Genomic DNA, 17,818 nt, shown 5'->3' with positions numbered 1-17,818 from the left:
ACACCGCCCCGGCGGATGATCGACTCGGCCAGCAGACCGTACGGGGCGCGCCGGACGCAATGGGGGGCGTGCCGGACAGCTCTGTGCGCCCCTGCCGGGCCCGGCGGTGATCACCTTGCGCCCGGGTACAGGACGGCGCGGCCCGGGCTCACGCGCCCGGACCCGGTCGCGGGGCCGGGACGCGGAACGCCCCGGCCCCGCCCCTCACAACTCCGCGTCGAGCGGCAGCCGGTGGACGCCCGGCAGGTACGCGTCCAGCTCGCCCGGGGTGAAGCGGGCCATGCCGACGACGTGCCAGAACTCGCCGGTGACCTCGCCCTCGTACTTGTAGCCGCCCTCGGGGGTCAGCGCCGCCCAGCCGCCGGAGACGCCGAGGAGCGTGGCGTGCGGGGTGGGCGGGCCGTCCGGCGCGGGGACGTTCCACAGGCGGACCGTGCCGTCCTCGCCGCCGCTGGCCAGGCGGGTGCCGTCGGGGCTGAAGGCGAGGGAGAAGATGCGCCCGGTGTGGCCGGTGAGGCGGGCGACACGGGTGCCGGTGCGGGCGTCCCAGAGGCAGATGACGCGGTCGTCACCGGCGGTGGCGAGCAGCGGCAGCCGGGGGTGGGCGGCGGCCGCCCAGAGACGGCCGTGGTGACCGGTCAGGACGTGGCGGGGGACGCCGTCGCGCCAGATGAGGGCGGTGCCGTCCCAGGAGGCGCTGGCCAGCCAGTCGCCGTCGGAGCCGAAGGTGACGGCGTAGACCCGGTCGGCATGGCCGTCGAGTTCGGCGGTCATCCGGCCGCTGTCCTGCTCCCAGAGGCGGACCCGTCCGTCGTCGCAGCCGGTGGCGAGCGCCGCGCCGTCACCGCGGAAGGCGATGGACCGCACCCGGCCCCGGTGGTCGGCGAGGGTGGCGATGTGGGCGCCGGTGGCGCGCCACCACAGGCGCACGGAGTCGTCGTCGTTGGCGGTGGCGAGCAGGGTGCCGTCGGCGCTGAACGCCTCGGCCCAGGTGTGGTCGGTCTCCACATCGATCTCGCGGAGATACTCGCCGGTCATGGCGTTCCAGAGGTAGACGTCGCCGTCGTTGCTGGCGGTGCCCAGGATCGGACCGGCGGGGCTGAAGACGCCGGAGATCAACCGGTCGCCGCGGCCGGTGAGTTCGGCGGTGCGGCGGCCGGTGCGGGCGTCCCACAGGCGGACTATGCCGTCGTTGCCGCTGGTGGCGAGGCGGGAGCCGTCGGCACTGAAGGCGACGGTGTTGACCCGGCGGCCGTGGCCGCGCAGGATCCGCTGGCCCTGGCCGGTGTCGGCGTCCCAGATCTGCGCCCCGCCGTCGTTGCCGACGGTCACCAGCTGGCTGCCCTGCGGGCGGAACCGGCAGGCCCAGGCGGAGCCGCGGTGCTCGACGGGCTGCTGCCGCAGCAGGCTGATGGCGCGGTGGCCGCCGCTGAGCGCGACCCGCCACAGCCGGACGGTGCCGTCGCTGTCACAGGCCGCCAGAAGCCGTCCGCCGTTGCCGAACATCACCTGGTAGACCGCGCCGGTGCACCGCTCCAGGGCGCCCGCGGGCGCGCCGACGACCGGGTCCCACAGCCGGACCTGGCCGTCGGTGTCCCCGCTGACCAGGAGGTTCCCCTCGGGGTGGAAGTCGAGGGTGTAGACCCGGCCGGTGTGGCCGGTGAAGGTGTGCAGCAACCGGCGCTCGGCGAGGTCCCAGACGCGGACCGTGCCCTGGCCACCGGCGCCGTGGTCGCCGGTGGCCAGCAGCGTGCCGTCGGGGCTGAACCGGGCCCGGAACACCGCGTGTTCATGGCCGTCGAGGGTGCCGGTGCACTCTCCCGTACGGGTGTCCCAGATGCGGAGGTTGGCGGCGGCGTCGCCGGTGACGAGAGTGCGGGCGTCGGCGCTGAAGACCGCGGTGTAGACGGGTGCGGCGTGGCCGGGCAGCTGCTGGAGCGGCTCGCCGGTGGCGGTGTCCCAGAGGGTGACCAGACCGTCCGCGTCACCGGTGGCGAGGAGGGTGCCGGCGTCGTCGAGGGAGACCGGCCAGACGCCGCCCGGGTGGATGTCCAGCCGGTGCAGCTGGCGCCCGGAGACCGGGTCCCACAGGCGGACGGTGCCGTCGGCGCCGCCGGTCGCCAGGACCCGGGAGCGGAACTTCACCGCGTACACCCGGCCTTCGTGGCCGTGCAGGGTGCGCAGTGCGCGCCCGGTGTCGGCGGCGCAGACCAGCACCCCGCCGTCCTCGCTGCCCACCGCGAGGAGTTCGCCCTCGGGGCTGTACGAGAGAGGTTCGGGCAGCCGGCTGGTGCGCATGTCGAAGCCGTACGGGACGCCGACGGCGGCGGGGCGGAAGCCGACCTCGACGGGCATACCGGGGGCGACGGAGGCGGTGCGCAGTTCGGGGGCGGCGCGGACCTGCGGGTCGATGAGCGGGTCGACGAGGGCCGCGCGGTGCCAGCGGCTGCGGGTCAGGACGGCGCCGCGCAGATCGGCGCGGGTCAGCCGGGCGCCGCGCAGATCGGCGCCGGTGACGTCGGCGCCGGAGAGGTCGGCGTGGTCGAGGCGGGCGCCGTTGAGGCGGGCGTCGCGCAGCACGGCGCCGGAGAGGTTGGCGCCGATGAGACGGGTGTCGGTGAGGTCGGCGCCGGTGAGGTCGACGCCGGAGAAGTCGCGTCCCGACAGGTCCTCGCCGGAGAGGCGGGCGGCGCGCAGATCGGCGCCGGCCGGGACGCGGAGCCGGTCGATGACGCGGACGGCGTTGGCGCGCGCCGCGTCGCTGACGCCGGGCCCGGGGGCGTTGAGGACGGTGCGGACCCAGGCGGTGGACAGGTCGTGGTCGGCGAGGTCGCAGAAGAACTCGACGGCCAGGGCGCTCAGCGGGCGGGCGGCGAGCAGGGCGCTGTCGCCGTCGGCGAGGCGGTCGGCGGCCTCGCGGGCGATGAGCCATTCGACGACGGAGCCGTGGATGAACTGGAACTGGCCGTCGTCGGTGCGGATCAGCAGGGATCCGGCGCCGATCGCCTGGGCGCTCTCCTGGGTGGTGAGGGTGGTCCCGGCGAGCCCCGAGAGGGCGGTGGCGACGGTGTCGGTCAGCTCGTCGAGGTGGAGGGCGCTGCGGCCGGTCTCCCACAGGCGGCGGGCGAGGGCGGTGACCGCGGCCCAGAGATGGTCGAGGGTGAGGCCGGGCGCGGCGCCGGGACCGCCCTGGCCGCGGCGCTCCTCGTGGGCGAGCCAGGCAGTGAAGACGTCCTCGTAGAGGCGGGCGGGGCTCAGGGCGCGGCCGGCGCCCGCGACGGCGTGCAGCTGGTCCGGGTCGAGGTCGGCGACGAAGCTCAGCAGCCGGGGGTTGGCGCACAGGGCGAGCAGGTCGGGGATGTTGCCGAGGAGTTCGAAGCGGCGGGCGGCGGTCTCCTCGTCGCCGTAGCGGTTGACGAGGTAGGCGCGGATCTGCTCGGGGACGAAGCCCTCGACGGCGAGGATGCGGCGCTGGGAGAGGAGCCCGACGCGCTCACCGAGCGCGGTGAGGACCTGGTCCTGGGACTTGAAGTGCTGGGTGCGGCTGCTGACCACGATCTTGGCGTTGTCGACGGCGGCGTTGAGGAGGACCTGGAGGTGGTCGGCGGCGCGGTCGTAGCTGACGCGGTTGACGAGTTCGTCGAAGCCGTCGAAGAGGAGGACGACGCGGCCCTGGCCGAGCATGTAGCGCAGGGCGCGCAGGTCGATGGTGTCGACGTCGTGGCCGGCGAGGTGGGCGGCGACGAGCCCTTCGAGGCTGTGGGCGCGGTCGAGGGTGTGCAGCGGGATGAGGATCGGGGTGAGGTGCGGCAGGCGTTCGGGGATGCGGCGGGCCAGCTCGCGCAGGGCGAAGGTCTTGCCGTGCCCGAAGTCGCCGAGGAGCAGCAGGAAGCGGCCGTGGTCGGTCTCCAGCAGCCGGAGCATCTCCTCGACAAGGTGGTCGCGCTCGTCGGCGTCGGGGCGTTCGGCGTCGCGGTAGCGCTGCGGGAGGTAGAGATCGGGGGCGTAGCGGTCGTCGTTGCCGAGCCGGGCGGTCTGGGCGGTGACGTAGGAGCGCAGGTCCAGCAGGCCCTGGAATTCGAGGAAGCTGCGGACGCGGATGCCGCGGCGCCCGGCGCGTTCGCGCAGCGACGGCTCGGGCGGCGGGCCATCGTGGACCAGTTCGGCGTCGGAGCCGGTGTCGGTGGCGTGCGCCTGGGCGAGGAAGCGGTCGAGTTCGGCGTCGGTGGGGGTGCCGGGGTGGACGGCGATGCGCTGCTGGCGGATGACGCCCTCGTCGCTCCAGGTGACCATGATCTGGGTGAGGTCGTCGGCGGTGGCGCGGGGGACGTCGCGCAGGCGGACGCCTTCCTGGCGGGCGCGGCAGACCTCCTTGACGCGTTCGGCGAGGGAGTCGGCGGGCTCGGTGACGGCGCGGTGGTCGGCGGGCGGCTCGGCGGTCGGCGGACCGGCGGGTTCACCGGCCGGGGCGAAGAGCCGGCGGGCGCCCTGCCAGCTGACCGGGAAGACGGTCGGTTCGGTGCCGCCCTCGCCGGTCCAGCGGGTGACGCCGTCGGCGGTGACGTGCAGCAGCTCGAACCCGGCGGGGGCGGCCGAACCGTACAGCGGCAGCGCGCCGTTCTGGAGCGGGAGGTGGTCGTGGGAGGGTTCGCCGCCGGTGGTGCGGGGGCCGCCGCTGGGGCCGTGCAGGACGAAGTGGAGGCGGGGCGCGGCGAGCCGGGTGAAGGTGTCGACGTCGCGGAGGATGCCGGGGCCGCCGGGGGCGTCCTGGGGGCGGCGGCGGCCGGTGAGCGGGTGGCGGAGCGCCCCGATGCGCAGCCAGCCCTCCTCCTCGTAGCCGCGCAGCGCCTCGGCGAACCAGGTGGCCTGGTCGCGGCCGAGGAAGCCGTACTGGTCCTCGGGGCGGTGGCTGGAGGCGATGGAGGAGTTGAACCCGGCGACGACGGTGTGGAGCTCGGGGACGGGGAAGAGGGTCCAGGGCTGGTCGCTGTCGAAGACGGTGTCCAGGCCCTCGTAGAGGCCGCGGAAGAGGCGGGTGTAGTGGCGCCACTTGGGCCAGTACGGGGGCTGCGGCGGGATCTCGTCCGCCTCGCAGGTGTGGAAGTAGCCGCGGCAGGCGGCCTGGCTGACGTCCTGGTTGCCGGGGAGGACGACGACGCGCTGCGGCGGCAGGTCGAGCTGGGAGCGCAGCCCGGTGAGGAAGCTGAGGGCCTGGTCGCATTCGCGGGGGCTGCCGGAGGCGGTGAGGTCGCCGGTGACGACGAGGAGGTCGGGCGAGGGCGCGCCGGCGTCCTTCAGCTCGACGAGGTCACCGCGGATCTCCCGGCGCAGCGCGTCCGGTTCGCGGCCGCGGCCGAAGTCGGGGCCGGCGAGGTGGAGGACCGTGAGCGCGCCCTGCTCGCGGGCCGGGCCGGGGGACTGCGGGTACTGCGGGGCGCGGGCCGGGCGGCGGCGTCCTGACCAGCCGGTGCGGCCGAGCGGGCGCTGCCGGTCGTCGCCCGCGGCGGCGGGCAGCTGGAAGGAGCCGGTGGCGGAGAGGGAGCCGGGGTAGCCGGGGCTGTGGCCGGGGCGGGCGTGGCCCTCGACGGCCTGGCCGACGCGGGTGAGGAGCATGCTCCGGGCGGTCGCGGGGTCGGTGACGCCGACGAGGTCGACGTAGGTGATGGTGGCGAGCAGCCCCTCGATGGGGATGTCCTCGACGCGGACGGTGAGCAGTTTGCGCTCGGGCTGCTCCGGTTCGGCGCGGAGTGCGGCCTGCCACTCCATACGGCCGTAGGTGGAGCGGCCGTAGTGGCCGGAGAGGACGGCGATGACGGCGACGGATTCGCTGACGCCGCGGTCCATGAAGTCGATGAAGTTGGTCCCGGCGACGAAGTCCCACGCCTGGATCACGGTGCGGTACCCGGCCTCCTCCAGGGTCCACGCGATCCAGGACGCCCATTGCTCGTCGGCGGGCGAATAGCTGATGAAGAAGTCCAAGTCACGTGTCCGGCCGAGCAGTTCCCCGTCTGTCACCATGGCCCCATCGTAGGAGGTCGGGGGTGGCGGGGCAGGCGGTTCGACGGGATCATCCGTGCGGACGGACGGCCGTGGGCGGGATCGGGCCGCGGTGGGCGGGCGCGCGGCGGGCCGCCGTCCGGGCGGCGCCGGGCTCCGGCGCGCGGGGCGGGGCGGCGGGCGCCGGAGCCTTCCGCCGGTGCCCTTGGTCCCCCCCTCTCCCCCGTCGTGTCCGGCCGTGTGTGCGACGCTGTCGGGCGTGCGCTTCCTCAAACGTCTGCATCCCCTGGACTGGCTCGCCGCCGGGCTGCTCGCCTGCGGTCTGATGTGTGTGGCCACGGGGCTGCTGCCGACCGCGCCGGCCGGGGAGGCGATGGCGCGCATCGGGCCGCTGCTGGCGTTCCTCGCCACGGTGATCGTGATGGCCGAGCTGACCGGCCGGGCCGAGGTCTTCGACGCGGTGGCGACCTGGGTGGCACGGACCGGCCGGGGCAGCTATCCGCGGCTCTTCGGGCTGTGTGTGGCCTTCGCCTCCGTCACCACCATCGCGCTGAACCTCGACACCACGGCGGTGCTGCTGACGCCGGTGATGCTGGCGCTGGCCGGCCGGGTCGGCATCGCGCCGGTGCCGCTGGCGATGACCACGGTCTGGCTGGCGAACACCGCGAGCCTGCTGCTGCCGGTGTCGAACCTCACCAACCTGCTGGCGTCGGACCGGGTCGGCCTCTCCCCCACACAGATGGCGGCGACGATGGGCCTGCCCCAGCTGGCCGCGATCGCCGTGACGACGGTGTGCCTGTGGGGCTTCTACTGGCGGCGCGGGCGGCGGGGCGCGGACGCGTACGTACCGCCCGAGCGGACGGCGCCGGCCGATCCGGTGCTGTTCCGGGTGTGTGCGCTGGCGTGTGCCGGGTTCCTGGTGGCGATCCTCGTCGCGGACGTGCCGCTGTGGTCGGCGTCGCTGACGACGATGCTGATCGTGGTCGTGGCGTTCGCCCTGCGGCGCCCGGCCGAGCTGCGGTGGGCGCTGGTGCCGTGGCGGCTGCTGGTGCTGGTGCCGGGGATGTTCCTGGTCGTCGAGACGGTCAACGCGCACGGGCTGCACACACTGCTGACCGCCGCGATCGGGCCGGACGGCGGTCTGCTCGGCATGCTCCGCTCGGCGGGCGTCGGCGCGGGGCTGTCCAACGTCCTCAACAATCTGCCGGTCTACATGGCGGGCGAGGCGGCGGTTCCGGTCGGCAACCACCACCAGCTGCTGGCGTTGCTGATCGGCACCAACGTCGGCCCCCTGGTCACCCCGTGGGCGTCGCTGGCGACGCTGCTGTGGTTCGAACGGTGCCGCGGCCAGGGCACCGCCATCCCGCTGCGGCGCTTCATGGGCACCGGCTTCGTCCTGGGCCTGACGGCGACGCTGGCGGCGACGGCGGCGCTGGCCGTGGGGTGAGGCGGGCGGGCGCCGGGCGCCGGCGACCGCCGTCGCCCCCGTCAGGCCGCCCGCGCCTCCCCGACCACGTCGAGCAGGTACGCCAGGGTGTCCGCGCGGGCGGCGACGAAGCAGCGGTCGGTGTCCGGGCCCGTGGCATCCACGGTGAAGGGGCCGCCGCTCAGGGTGCGGAACTCCACGCCCGTCTCGGCGGCCAGCAGCGCGCCGGCGGGGAAGTCGATGCCCTCCGCGCGGTAGCCGACGAAACCGTCGATCGCGCCGCGCGCCAGCATGGACCAGCCCAGCAGCGGTGCCCACAGCTGGAGCACCCGCCGGGCGCGGCGCTCCAGCCGGCCGCGGAGCCCGGCGGCCACCGGATCGGCCCGGCCCACCGCATGGCCCTGGGTCCAGGCCACCACCGGCCCGCTGCGCGGCAGCGCGCCGGACGGTCCGGGCAGCCGGTCGGGGCCGCAGGCGGCGCCCCCGCCGCGGACCGCCTGCCAGGTGTGGCCGGTGACCGGTTCGTGCACCACCCCGACGACGGGCGCACCGTCCACGCACAGTCCGATGCCGACGGCGTACGCGGTCAGGCCGATCGCGACGTTGTTGCTGCCGTCGAGCGGGTCCACCAGCCAGGTGCGGCGGCCGACGGCGTCGAGCAGACCGGCCTCCTCGGACAGGATCCGGTCGTGCGGGAAGTGGGTCTGGAGACGGGCGAGGATGATCTTCTCGGCGGCCAGGTCGAGGTCGGTGACGACATCGCCCTCGGCGTCCTTGACGCCCACCGCCCGCGCCACGCCGAAGCGGCCGCGCAGCAGGGCCCCGGCCTCCTCGGCGGCGGCGACGGCCACCCGCGTCTCGTGCGCGTACGGTGCGGTGTCCCGGTCACTCGCGCTGCTCGGCATGGATCCTCCTGAGTGCTGTGCGGACGGTCCGTTCGGTGTGTTCCGCGCCGCACAACCGGCGCACCGTGCGGTGGCCGCGGCCGTGCAGGGGGCCCAGGGAGAGGTCGGTGTGGCCGGGCAGCGACCGGCCGAGCACCAGCGTGGCGGCGGGCTCGTCGCGGGTGACGACGGTGGCGTGGAACTCACCGGCCGGCAGGCTGTACGTCTCCCCGCTGCCGCTGGCGGCGGCCGGGCCCGGCTCGCAGCGCACCAGGCGGGGGGTGGGGCGCAGTTCGTCGACGCCGGAGGGGGCGCTGATGACCTCGAAGATGCGGTGGGTGGGGGCGTGCGCGGCGTCCGTCACGGTGACCGGGAGGTTGCCGACCCGGCCGTAGAGGACGTAGCTGCGCAGCTCCCAGCTGTGGGCGTGCATGGGGGCGGCGGTGGGGTCGGGGCGGGCGCCGGTGCCGAAGAGGTGGACGCAGACGCCGTGGGCGCCGTCGCGGACCAGCGGCAGGCAGAGGAAGCCGAGCGGGTGGTGGACTGCGCGGAGCCGCCTTCTGCCGCGGGCGATGTCCTCCAGGACGTCGGCGATCCCGGCGCGCGGCGCCTCCCGCGGCGCGCCGGGCCGGAACAGTCGGTCGAGCGTGTCGTAGTCCATGAGCCGCGCCCGAGGCGTCTCACCTCCGGTAGGGGTCCTCGGCGTGCAGGGCCTTGTCGATGATCTCCGCGACGTCGGTGTCGCCGAAGACCGAGGGCAGCGGCAGCGCGACGTCGTCGAAGACCGCGCGGACCTCGTCGACGGTGGGTTCGTCGCTCAGCGGGGCGGCGTCGCGCAGGCTGAGGTGGACGGCCTGTTCGCGGCTCTGGTGCAGCTCGGTGACGTAGTAGTCGTAGAGCGGCCGGTCGCGGGGGACGAGGAGGTTGACGCGGTTGGGGTCGTCCTGCGTGATGATCAGGCAGGACTCGGAGAGATCGAAGCGGAGGGTGGGGACGCCGGAGGAGAGGTGGACGCTGATCTCCAGGGTGTCGAGCCGCTGGCGGTACCAGCAGGCGGCCAGGACCGTGGCGTACGCCTCCTTGCGGGTGCGGTCGACGGTCCAGGCGTGCGCCGTGTCGTCGTTGCGGCGGCGGGCGAAGGTCTGGCGGAAGCGGGCGTAGGCGGCGCAGGTGCGCTCGTCGGCCGGGTTGATGATGTCGATCTTGATGCTGAGCTGGGCGCGCTGGCGGGTGGCGGTCGCCACGCAGCGCGGCAGCGTCACGGCGCGCAGGTAGGTGCCGGTGCCGCCCTTGAAGGACCAGCGGTTGGTCTGGGCGCGGGCCCGCTCCAGGGCCTCGCCGACCTCGTCGCCCGACAGGGAGCGGACCATGGCGAGGTCCTCCAGGGCGCGGCGGGTGTCCGCGGACGCCTCCTCGATGTCGGACTTGCGGCGCAGCCGCTCCGTCATCGAGCCGACCGCGAGGGTGCCGAGCACCAGCAGCGTCGCGCCGGATGACACGTCGTCGCTGATGACGTCGCCGAAGACGTCCATCATTCCGATGGTCAGGCCGAGCCCCACGGCGATCAGCACATCGAGGTTTCTGATCACCCAGGCGACGCCGAACTCCACCCGCCCCACACGCTGCACCACGTCGTTCCCCCTCCCCGTTCCCCCGCATCGTAGGAGCTGGGGGACGGCTCTGGCCAGAGCTGCCAAGATCCCCCGGGGGCCGGGGAGTTGCCGCCGCGCGTCCGTGACCTGGTGCCGGGCGGCGCCGCCGGGCCGCGGCGGCGGCCCGGTCCGGCTGTCACCAGTCTCGGTTACGGTGGGGCAAACAGGACGGATCTCGGCCGGTGCGGCCGATGGCGGCGCGGAGGCGGCACGGTGCACGGCGAGTACAAGGTTCCCGGCGGCAAGCTCGTCGTGGTGGATCTGGACGTGGCGGGCGGCGTGCTGCGGCACGTCCGGGTCGCCGGGGACTTCTTCCTGGAGCCGGACGAGGCGATCGGCGCGATCGACAACGCGCTGGAGGGCGCCCCCGCCACCACGGACGCGGCGGGGCTCGCCGCCCGGATCACCGCGGCGCTGCCGAAGGACACGGTGATGTTCGGGCTGACGGCCGAGGGCGTCGCCATCGCCGTCCGCCGGGCGCTGGCGCAGGCCACCGAGTGGGGCGACTACGACTGGCAGCTCATCCACGACCAACCGCAGCCGCCCGCCCTCCACATGGCGCTCGACGAGGTCATCACGGCGGAGGTGGCGGCGGGCCGCCGGGCGCCGACGCTGCGGGTCTGGGAGTGGGACTCCCCCGCCGTGATCATCGGCAGCTTCCAGTCGCTGCGCAACGAGGTCGACGCCGAGGGCACCGCCCGCCACGGCGTCACGGTCGTACGCCGGATCTCCGGCGGCGGCGCGATGTTCGCCGAGCCGCAGAGCACCATCACGTACTCCCTGGCCGTCCCGGAGGCGCTGGTCTCCGGCCTGTCGTTCGCGGACAGCTACGCCTACCTCGACGACTGGGTCCTCGGCGCCCTCGGCGACATGGGCATCCGGGCGTGGTATCAGCCGCTCAACGACATCGCCACCGAGGTCGGCAAGGTCGCCGGCGCCGCGCAGAAGCGGATGGTCGGCCCGGACGGCGGGCCCGGCGCCGTGCTGCACCACGTCACCATGTCGTACGACATCGACGCGTCGAAGATGCTCGACGTGCTGCGCATCGGCAAGGAGAAGCTGTCCGACAAGGGGACGAAGAGCGCCAAGAAGCGGGTCGATCCGCTGCGGCGGCAGACGGGGCTGCCGCGCGAGGAGGTCATCGCGCGGATGATCGGCTCGTTCCGCGACCGGTACGGTCTGACCCGTGGCGCGGTCACCGACGCGGAGCTGGCGCGCGCCGAAGAGCTGGTGCGGACGAAGTTCGCCCACGAGGAGTGGACGGCGCGGGTGCCGTAGCGGCGGCCCGGGGCGGCCGTGGCGGCGTACGGCGGCCCGCGTCCGGTATCTGACGGGCCGTTTTGTTCTGGCGGCGAATCCTCCATACGATCCGTCGATGATCATAAGAAAGCGGCTGGCGGCCGGGGTGTGCGGCCTGCTCGCCACGGTGGCCGTCGGCCTGCTCCCCACACCCGCCGCGGCCGGTGAGCCGGACGCGAAGCCCACCCCCAGGGTCGAGCTGGTCCTCGACGTCAGCGGCTCCATGCGCGCCCGCGACCTCGACGGCCAGACCCGGATGGCGGCGGCGAAGACCGCCTTCAACGAGGTGCTGGACGCGGTGCCCGGCGATGTCGAGCTGGGCATCCGCACCCTCGGCGCCAACTACCCGGGCGAGAACCGCCAGGTCGGCTGCAAGGACACCAAGCTGCTCTACCCGGTCGGCCCGCTCGACCGGAACGACGCGAAGACCGCGGTCGCCACGCTGACGCCCACGGGCTGGACGCCGATCGGCCCGTCGCTGCTCGCCGCCGCCGACGACCTCAAGGGCGGCGACTCGGCCCGGATCGTCCTGATCACCGACGGTGAGGACACCTGCCAGCCGCTCGACCCCTGCGAGGTGGCCCGCGACATCGCCGCCAAGGGCATCCACCTCACCGTCGACACGCTCGGCCTGCTGCCGGACGCCAAGACCCGTAAGCAGCTCAGCTGCATCGCGGAGGCCACCGGCGGTACGTACACCTCCGTCCACCACACCGATCAGCTCCGCAAGCGGGTGCACCAGCTGGTGGACCGGGCGGCCGATCCGGTGGTGACGCCGGTGGCGACCGAGGGCGCCGCGGAGTGCGCGAAGGCGCCCGAGCTGAAGCCCGGTCTCTACAACGACCGGGAGCGCTTCGGCGAGCACCGCTGGTACCGCGTCGACGTCCGGCCCGGCCAGGAGCTGCGGGCCTCGGTCAGCGTCGGCGCCGACCGGGCCGTCGACAACGACTACGGCGTGCTGCTGCGGGCGGTGACCGTCCACGGCCGGGAGATCGTCCGTGGCTCCGAGGCGGGCGACGGCCGCACCGACGTCCTCTCCACCGGACTGCGCTACCCGAAGGCGGACGAGGACGCGCCGGACGGCAGCGAGACCCCGCCCGCCGAGACCGTCTGCCTCCAGGTCAGCAACTCCTTCTCCGCACCGGCGTCGGTCAAGCGGGAGCCGGGGCTCCCCGTCGAGCTGGCCGTCGACCTGGTGGACGCGCCGCGTGCCGCCGCCGACCCGGCCGCCTTCGGGCTGGGCCGCGGCTGGTGGCTGCTGGTCACCCTCGCCCTGGCCGGTCTGGTGGGCGGCCTCGTGTGGGGCTGGATCTCCCGCTGGCGCATCTCCGTCTGGAGGACCAACTGATGCGGACCCTGCGCACCCTGACGGCGGCGCTGCTCGCCGCCGGCTCCCTGTTCGCCGCGGCCGCACCGGCCGTCGCCGACGACCCGACGCCCACGGCCACCGACGGCTCCCCGAGCCCGGGGGCCGACGGCGAAGTGCCCGCGCCGACCGAGGCGGGCACGTCGTTCCGTACGGCCACCCTGATGCTGCCCGGCCAGCACGCGACCGCCGACGCCTCCACCGGCGACTACCTGTACTGGGCCGTCCCCCTCGACCAGGGGCAGGACGCGACGGTACGGGCGAAGGTGAAGCTGCCCGGGTCGGCCCGGCACGGCGAGGCCACCTGGCGGCTGGACGTGTACGACGGGCTGCGGCGGCGTCAGGCGTGCCGCTACGGCATGCAGGCGCGGACGGTGGCGGCCGACGCCACGTCGGTGGAGCTGGCCTGCACCCTGCGGACCGTCCGCGCCTGGGCGGAGCCGTGGTCCGACGATCCGCTGCCGGGCCGCTACTACCTGCGGCTGACCACCACCGAGCAGCCGCAGGAGGACCTGGGGCTGCCGGTGCGCGCCGAGATGACCGCGGACGTCGAGGACGCGGGCGGCGCCCATGCCGTGGACGGGTCGCTGGCCGCGCCGCTCGTCCCGGGGGCGACGGTCTCCGATGCGCGGGAAGAGACCGGTGACGACGGGGCGGACGGCGCCTCGGCGAGCCCGTCGACGGCCTCCGCGGCCCCGGCATCTGCGGCCGCCGAACCGGACGGGGGCTGGAGCTCCGGCTGGTGGTCCGACCGCTGGATCTGGACGGCGGCGGGCGGGGTCGCGGCGGCCCTGACGGGCATCGCCGGCTACCGGCTCACCGCCGGTCGCGGCCGCCCGTCCCGGGTGCCGCCGGGCGTCTGATCCGGCGGAGGTAGCGCCTCCCATGCCACGGGCCCGGCCGTCTCGGCCGGGCCCGTGGTGCGTCCGGGGGCGCCGCGGGCTCCGGGAGGCCGGCGCGCCCCGGCGGCTCGGCGGGGGCGTGCGCACGAGGCCCGGGCGCCCCCGCAGCCGGGCGCCCCCGCAGCCGGTCGGCGCCGCAGCCGGTCAGCCGGTCAGCCGGTCAGCGCCGGAATGATCTGCTCCCCGTACGCGTCGATGACCTCTTCCTTCGCGTCGTGCATGGCGTAGAGCGCGAACTGGTCGACGCCCAGCTCCCGCAGCCGTTGCAGCTTCTCGATGTGGGCCTCGGCCGGTCCGAGCAGGCAGAAGCGGTCGACGACGGCGTCCGGCACGAACGCGGTGTCGGGGTTTCCGGTCCGGCCGTGGTGGGAGTAGTCGTATCCGGCGCGCTTCTCGATGTACGCGGTCAGCTCCTCCGGTACGGCGCCGGAGTGCGCGCCGTACCGGGCGACGAGGTCGGCGACGTGGTTGCCGACCATCCCGCCGAACCAGCGGCACTGCTCCCGGGCGTGCGCGAGGTCGTCGCCGACGTAGGCGGGCGCGGCCACACAGACCGTCACCTCGGCCGGGTCGCGGCCCGCGTCCGCCGCCGCGTCGCGCACCGCCTTGACCATCCATTCGGTGAGATAGGGGTCGGCGAGCTGGAGGATGAAACCGTCGGCCAGCCGCCCGGCCATGGCCAGCGCCTTGGGGCCGTACGCGCCCATCCAGACGGGCAGCCGGCCGTCGCGTACCCAGGGGATGCGCAGCCGGTGGCCGCCGACGTCGGCCTCGCGGCCCTCGGCGAGGTCGCGGATCACGCCGATCGCGTCGGCCAGCCGGGCCAGGGTGTTGGGCGGCCGGCCCGCGACCCGCATCGCGGAGTCGCCGCGGCCGATGCCGCAGACGGTGCGGTTGCCGTACATGTCGTTGAGGGTGGCGAAGGTGGAGGCGGTGACCTCCGGGGTGCGGGTCGAGGGGTTGGTGACCATGGGGCCCACGACGAGCCGATCGGTGTGTTCCAGGATGCGGCTGTGGATGACGAACGGCTCCTGCCACAGGACGGCGGAGTCGAAGGTCCAGCCGTAGCGGAACCCCCTCCGCTCGGCCCGGCGCATCAGCTCCACCACGGACGATGCGGGCGGATCGGTCTGCAGAACGACTCCGAAGTCCACGCTGCGCTCCTTCTGTTCGGCGTACGGGCGGGCCCGGGAGCACCGGCCGGGCGGGGCCCGGCGGCCGTGCCACGACGGCACCGTGCGGAGCGGGTCCGCCGGGGCCGCCCGACGCGGACGGTGCCGGAATCCTTCCACACCGGGGCGTTTCGAACCCCGTACGACGCCACCCGCGGCCACCTGGCCGAGGACCTCCGGAGGCACGGGCCGTCCACCGCCAAGGACCGTTCCCTGCCCAGAGGTTGGACCTCCGGCGGGGGTTGTCCACAGGTCTTGCGGCGTTCGGCGCGGGTGTGGGTGAGTGGCCTCATGAACGGGAACCCCGAAACCCCGTCCGAGCGGCCCTTTCCGCCGCTCGGCGCCCCACTGCGCCGACCGCACCGGTGGTGGGGCCTGCTGCTGCGCCTGATCGGCTCGGCGCTGAACGTCGTCGCCGTGCTCGGCTTCATCGCGGCCGTCAGCCAGGTGGGCCGGGCGCGTTTCCCCGAGGATCTGCTCGGCACACCCGGGTGGCAGCGGCTGCTCATCGCCGCCGTGGCCTTCCTCGCGAGCACCGGCGCCACGGTGGCCGGGCCCTGGCTGCGGCGCCACGGGCGGCGCCACTGTGCCCGTGTACTGCGGACGGTGGAGGAGGCCCGCGGGGCGCCGTACGTGCTGTATCTGCGGCCGTTCGCGGCGGACCGGCCCGCCGCGTCCCTGCCGCCCCCGGCCGCCTGGCCGCGGTTCGTCAACCGCAGCGGTGAGCAGCTGACGACGGAGGAGAATCTCGCCCGGATGTTCCGGGCGTTCGGCCGGGTGATAGCCGTCGGCCGGCCGGAGGAGCAGCTGCCGCAGCCCGGCGCCGCCCGCCTCTACCTCCCGTGGGACGACTGGCAGCCGGTGGTCACCGCGCTCATCGACGACGCGCGGGCCGTCGTGCTGGGCACCGGCGTCGCCGAGGGCACCCTCTGGGAGTTGGAGCAGCTGATCCGGCGTCGCGCCCCGCACCACGTCCTGCTGCTGGTCTACTCGGACGAGGAGGAGTACGCCGCCTTCCGGGTCCGGGGCGACGCGATCCTCGCGCGGGCCCTGAGCGGCGGGGAGGAGACGCGGCCCGGCGGCGGGGAGGGTGCGACCGCTGCGGGCGCCGGTACCGCCACCGCCCCCGCCGGCGGTACCGGCACCGATGCCGGTACCGGGGCTCCCGGCCCGCCGCCCGTCTTCCCGGACTACCCGCCGCCGCGCCGTCCGGGGCAGGCCGGGGCCCCGCTGGTGCGGGGGGTCATCCACTTCGGCCCCGGCTGGACCCCGCACTTCACCCGGATCGACCCGACCGTGTTCGACGGCAGGCGGAAGCAGCGGGTCAAGGAGGCAGTCAGGACGCAGTGGCTGCCCGCCTACCGGCACGTCCTCGACGGCGTCCGCGCCGAGGAGGAGGCCGCCGACCGGCGGGACGCGACCGGTTGCCCGACCCTTGCCGACCTGGAGGAGCTGCTGCGGGCGGCGGAGCGGGAGGGAGGCGGCGTGGGCACACCGGCCGGTGACGCGGACCGGCCGGCGGCGGCCCGGGGCGGGGAGGCCGGAAGCCGGGGCGGGGAAGCGGACGCCCCGACGGACACCGTCCCGTCGGGCCCGGAAGGCACCCTGTTCCGCGTCGAGTTCACGCCCGGCGCGAGGATCCGGGCCGTCTCCCCCGCCGGGCCCAACGCACCGGCGCTCGATCCGCGCGGCCGTCTGGTCTCCGTCGCCGGGGCCGTCCGCGCCGCCGGGAAGGAGCTGCCGGAGGGTCCGGAGACCGCGGATGAGGGGCCGCTCGCGCTCGACATCCCGTACGAGTGGCTGCGCGCGCGGCTGCGCGAGGTGCGCGGGCGGGGCGCGGCCGGCACGGACACCGTCCGTCTCGATCTCGGTCCGACGGGCCGGTTGTACGGGCTGGCCGGCGCCCCGGCGGCGGACGGAGCGGCGCCGCCCGGCCCGGAGATACGGACCGGCTCCTGAGCGTCCCGACAGCCGGAGGTTGGCGCCGAACTCTCCCCTCCAGGAGGGAAGTTCGGCCACGATGACTGCATGGCAGGCATCGATGAAAACCTCTGGAACGCCGACATCGGCCCGTCGGACTACACCGGTGGAGAGGAGACCTACCAGGGCGCGGTGCTGGAGCAGTACAAGCTGTGTGTCGAGATGGCCGACCGGGTCAGTTCCCGGCGCAATCTCACCAACACCTTCTTCCTGACGCTCAACACCGCGGTCACCGCCGCCGCGGCGGCGGGCGGCGGCATCCACGGCTCCGCGTGGGTGCGGCTGGCCGGGCTGGTGATCCTGCTGACGCAGTGCCTGGCGTGGTTCATGACCATGCGGTCCTACCGCCAGCTCAACGCCGCCAAGTTCGCGGTGATCGGTGCGCTGGAGCGGAGACTCCCGGCGCTGGCGTACTCCGACGCGGAGTGGGTCGCGCTGGGCGAGGGCCGCGACTGGCGGCGGTATCTGCCGCTGACCTACGTGGAGCAGTGGGTGCCGCTGATCTTCGCCGCGGCCTACGCTGTAGGGTTCCTGGCCACTGTGGTGTAAGGCCAGGAGAGGCGAGGCGGAGTGCGGATGATCGCCGTGACCGGACACATGGATCTGGCCGAGGGGACGGAGCAGTTGCTGCGGGACGCGCTGCCCGCGCTGCTGGCGGAACTGACCGCCGGTGCGGACGGTCCGACGGGGCTCTCCTGCCTGGCCCCCGGCGCCGACTCGGTCTTCGCGGAGGCGGTGCTCGCCGCCGGGGGCGCCCTGGAGGTGATCCTGCCGTTCCACGACTACCGGAGTTCCCTCGCCGCCCCGGCCGTACGGGAGCGGTTCGACCGGCTGGTGGCGGCGGCGTCCGAGGTGACGGTGCTGCCCTACCCCGAGGCGAGCCTGGCGGCGTTCGAGGCCGCCAACTCCGCGCTGCTGAAGCAGGCGGACGCCCTGGTCGCGGTCTGGGACGGGCTGCCGCCCGCGCAGGGCGGCGGCACGGCCACCACCGTCGCCGAGGCCCGTGCGGCGGGGCTGCCGGTCCATGTGCTCTGGCCCGACGGCGCCCGCCGCGGCGCGGCGCGCTAGCCGAGCGGCGACGGCACCCACCGGGCCCCGGTTCGGCCGCCGCCGGCCGCATCGGCGGCGGCCCGTTCCGTA

At 74.9% G+C, this 17,818-nt stretch carries 12 protein-coding genes; 7 read left to right on the top strand and 5 right to left on the bottom strand.

All coding sequences use genetic code 11. The features are described from left to right. Positions 1 to 204: 204 nt before the first annotated feature. Entirely contained in the window at positions 205 to 6,018 is a 5,814-nt protein-coding gene (locus ACF1BH_RS07410; RefSeq protein WP_391641450.1) for a TIR domain-containing protein, read from the bottom strand. A gap of 304 nt (positions 6,019 to 6,322) precedes the next feature. Between ACF1BH_RS07410 and ACF1BH_RS07405 the strand changes: the two genes are divergently transcribed. After that, positions 6,323 to 7,444, top strand: a complete 1,122-nt coding sequence (locus ACF1BH_RS07405) for an SLC13 family permease (protein WP_391641618.1) — start codon at positions 6,323 to 6,325, stop codon at positions 7,442 to 7,444. A 41-nt stretch (positions 7,445 to 7,485) separates the two neighbouring features. Here the strand turns inward: ACF1BH_RS07405 and ACF1BH_RS07400 are convergent, their stop codons facing one another. From ACF1BH_RS07400 to ACF1BH_RS07390, 3 genes are read right to left on the bottom strand one after another with little or no spacing between them, the layout of a single operon-like run. Next, positions 7,486 to 8,328: an inositol monophosphatase family protein gene (locus ACF1BH_RS07400; protein WP_391641449.1), complete on the bottom strand. Its 843-nt coding sequence runs from the start codon at positions 8,326 to 8,328 to the stop codon at positions 7,486 to 7,488. Beyond that, positions 8,309 to 8,968, bottom strand: coding sequence for a hypothetical protein (locus ACF1BH_RS07395; protein ID WP_391641448.1), 660 nt, complete (start codon positions 8,966 to 8,968; stop codon positions 8,309 to 8,311). The genes ACF1BH_RS07400 and ACF1BH_RS07395 overlap by 20 nt, the downstream gene beginning before the upstream one ends. A gap of 19 nt (positions 8,969 to 8,987) precedes the next feature. Continuing rightward, positions 8,988 to 9,938 carry a hypothetical protein gene (locus tag ACF1BH_RS07390; protein WP_391641447.1) on the bottom strand — a complete coding sequence of 317 codons (951 nt, stop codon included), beginning with the start codon at positions 9,936 to 9,938 and terminating at the stop codon, positions 8,988 to 8,990. Between the two features lie 234 nt (positions 9,939 to 10,172). Here ACF1BH_RS07390 and ACF1BH_RS07385 point away from each other — a divergent pair, with 234 nt between their 5' ends. The 3 genes from ACF1BH_RS07385 to ACF1BH_RS07375 all read left to right on the top strand — a co-directional run bounded on the left by ACF1BH_RS07385 (position 10,173) and on the right by ACF1BH_RS07375 (position 13,487). Next, on the top strand, positions 10,173 to 11,237 hold the full coding sequence (locus ACF1BH_RS07385) for a biotin/lipoate A/B protein ligase family protein (RefSeq protein ID WP_391641446.1): 1,065 nt from the start codon (positions 10,173 to 10,175) through the stop codon (positions 11,235 to 11,237). A gap of 97 nt (positions 11,238 to 11,334) precedes the next feature. Continuing rightward, positions 11,335 to 12,606, top strand: a complete 1,272-nt coding sequence (locus ACF1BH_RS07380; protein WP_391641445.1) for a VWA domain-containing protein — start codon at positions 11,335 to 11,337, stop codon at positions 12,604 to 12,606. Beyond that, complete coding sequence (locus tag ACF1BH_RS07375; RefSeq protein ID WP_391641617.1) at positions 12,606 to 13,487, top strand: hypothetical protein; 882 nt, start codon at positions 12,606 to 12,608, stop codon at positions 13,485 to 13,487. Before ACF1BH_RS07380 ends, ACF1BH_RS07375 begins: the two co-directional genes overlap by 1 nt. A gap of 191 nt (positions 13,488 to 13,678) precedes the next feature. Here the strand turns inward: ACF1BH_RS07375 and ACF1BH_RS07370 are convergent, their stop codons facing one another. Further along, positions 13,679 to 14,680 (bottom strand): TIGR03842 family LLM class F420-dependent oxidoreductase, encoded by a 1,002-nt coding sequence (locus ACF1BH_RS07370; protein WP_391641444.1) that lies wholly within the window; start codon positions 14,678 to 14,680, stop codon positions 13,679 to 13,681. A gap of 309 nt (positions 14,681 to 14,989) precedes the next feature. On the opposite strand from ACF1BH_RS07370, the gene ACF1BH_RS07365 reads away from it, so the two are divergent. From ACF1BH_RS07365 to ACF1BH_RS07355, 3 genes are all read left to right on the top strand, one after another. After that, entirely contained in the window at positions 14,990 to 16,657 is a 1,668-nt protein-coding gene (locus ACF1BH_RS07365; protein ID WP_391641443.1) for a hypothetical protein, read from the top strand. Positions 16,658 to 16,726: 69 nt separating this feature from the next. After that, positions 16,727 to 17,227 (top strand): hypothetical protein, encoded by a 501-nt coding sequence (locus tag ACF1BH_RS07360; protein ID WP_391641442.1) that lies wholly within the window; start codon positions 16,727 to 16,729, stop codon positions 17,225 to 17,227. A 27-nt stretch (positions 17,228 to 17,254) separates the two neighbouring features. Beyond that, positions 17,255 to 17,746, top strand: a complete 492-nt coding sequence (locus ACF1BH_RS07355; protein WP_391641441.1) for a hypothetical protein — start codon at positions 17,255 to 17,257, stop codon at positions 17,744 to 17,746. Positions 17,747 to 17,818: the final 72 nt, after the last annotated feature.

It is taken from the genome of Streptomyces sp. NPDC014733 (assembly GCF_043083385.1).
Classification (GTDB): Bacteria; Actinomycetota; Actinomycetes; order Streptomycetales; family Streptomycetaceae; genus Streptomyces.
The sequence above is the reverse complement of the archived record's forward strand: the minus strand, read 5'-3'. Positions and strand labels throughout refer to the sequence as shown.

Bases quoted from the DNA above. Each gene is read 5' to 3' on its own strand.
- ACF1BH_RS07410 (WP_391641450.1), bottom strand. From the start codon at position 6,018: ATGGTGACAGACGGGGAACTGCTCGGCCGGACACGTGACTTGGACTTC.
- ACF1BH_RS07360 (WP_391641442.1), top strand. From the start codon at position 16,727: ATGGCAGGCATCGATGAAAACCTCTGGAACGCCGACATCGGCCCGTCG.
- ACF1BH_RS07380 (WP_391641445.1), top strand. From the start codon at position 11,335: ATGATCATAAGAAAGCGGCTGGCGGCCGGGGTGTGCGGCCTGCTCGCC.
- ACF1BH_RS07400 (WP_391641449.1), bottom strand. From the start codon at position 8,328: ATGCCGAGCAGCGCGAGTGACCGGGACACCGCACCGTACGCGCACGAG.
- ACF1BH_RS07405 (WP_391641618.1), top strand. From the start codon at position 6,323: ATGTGTGTGGCCACGGGGCTGCTGCCGACCGCGCCGGCCGGGGAGGCG.
- ACF1BH_RS07365 (WP_391641443.1), top strand. From the start codon at position 14,990: ATGAACGGGAACCCCGAAACCCCGTCCGAGCGGCCCTTTCCGCCGCTC.
- ACF1BH_RS07395 (WP_391641448.1), bottom strand. From the start codon at position 8,968: ATGGACTACGACACGCTCGACCGACTGTTCCGGCCCGGCGCGCCGCGG.
- ACF1BH_RS07375 (WP_391641617.1), top strand. From the start codon at position 12,606: ATGCGGACCCTGCGCACCCTGACGGCGGCGCTGCTCGCCGCCGGCTCC.
- ACF1BH_RS07355 (WP_391641441.1), top strand. From the start codon at position 17,255: ATGATCGCCGTGACCGGACACATGGATCTGGCCGAGGGGACGGAGCAG.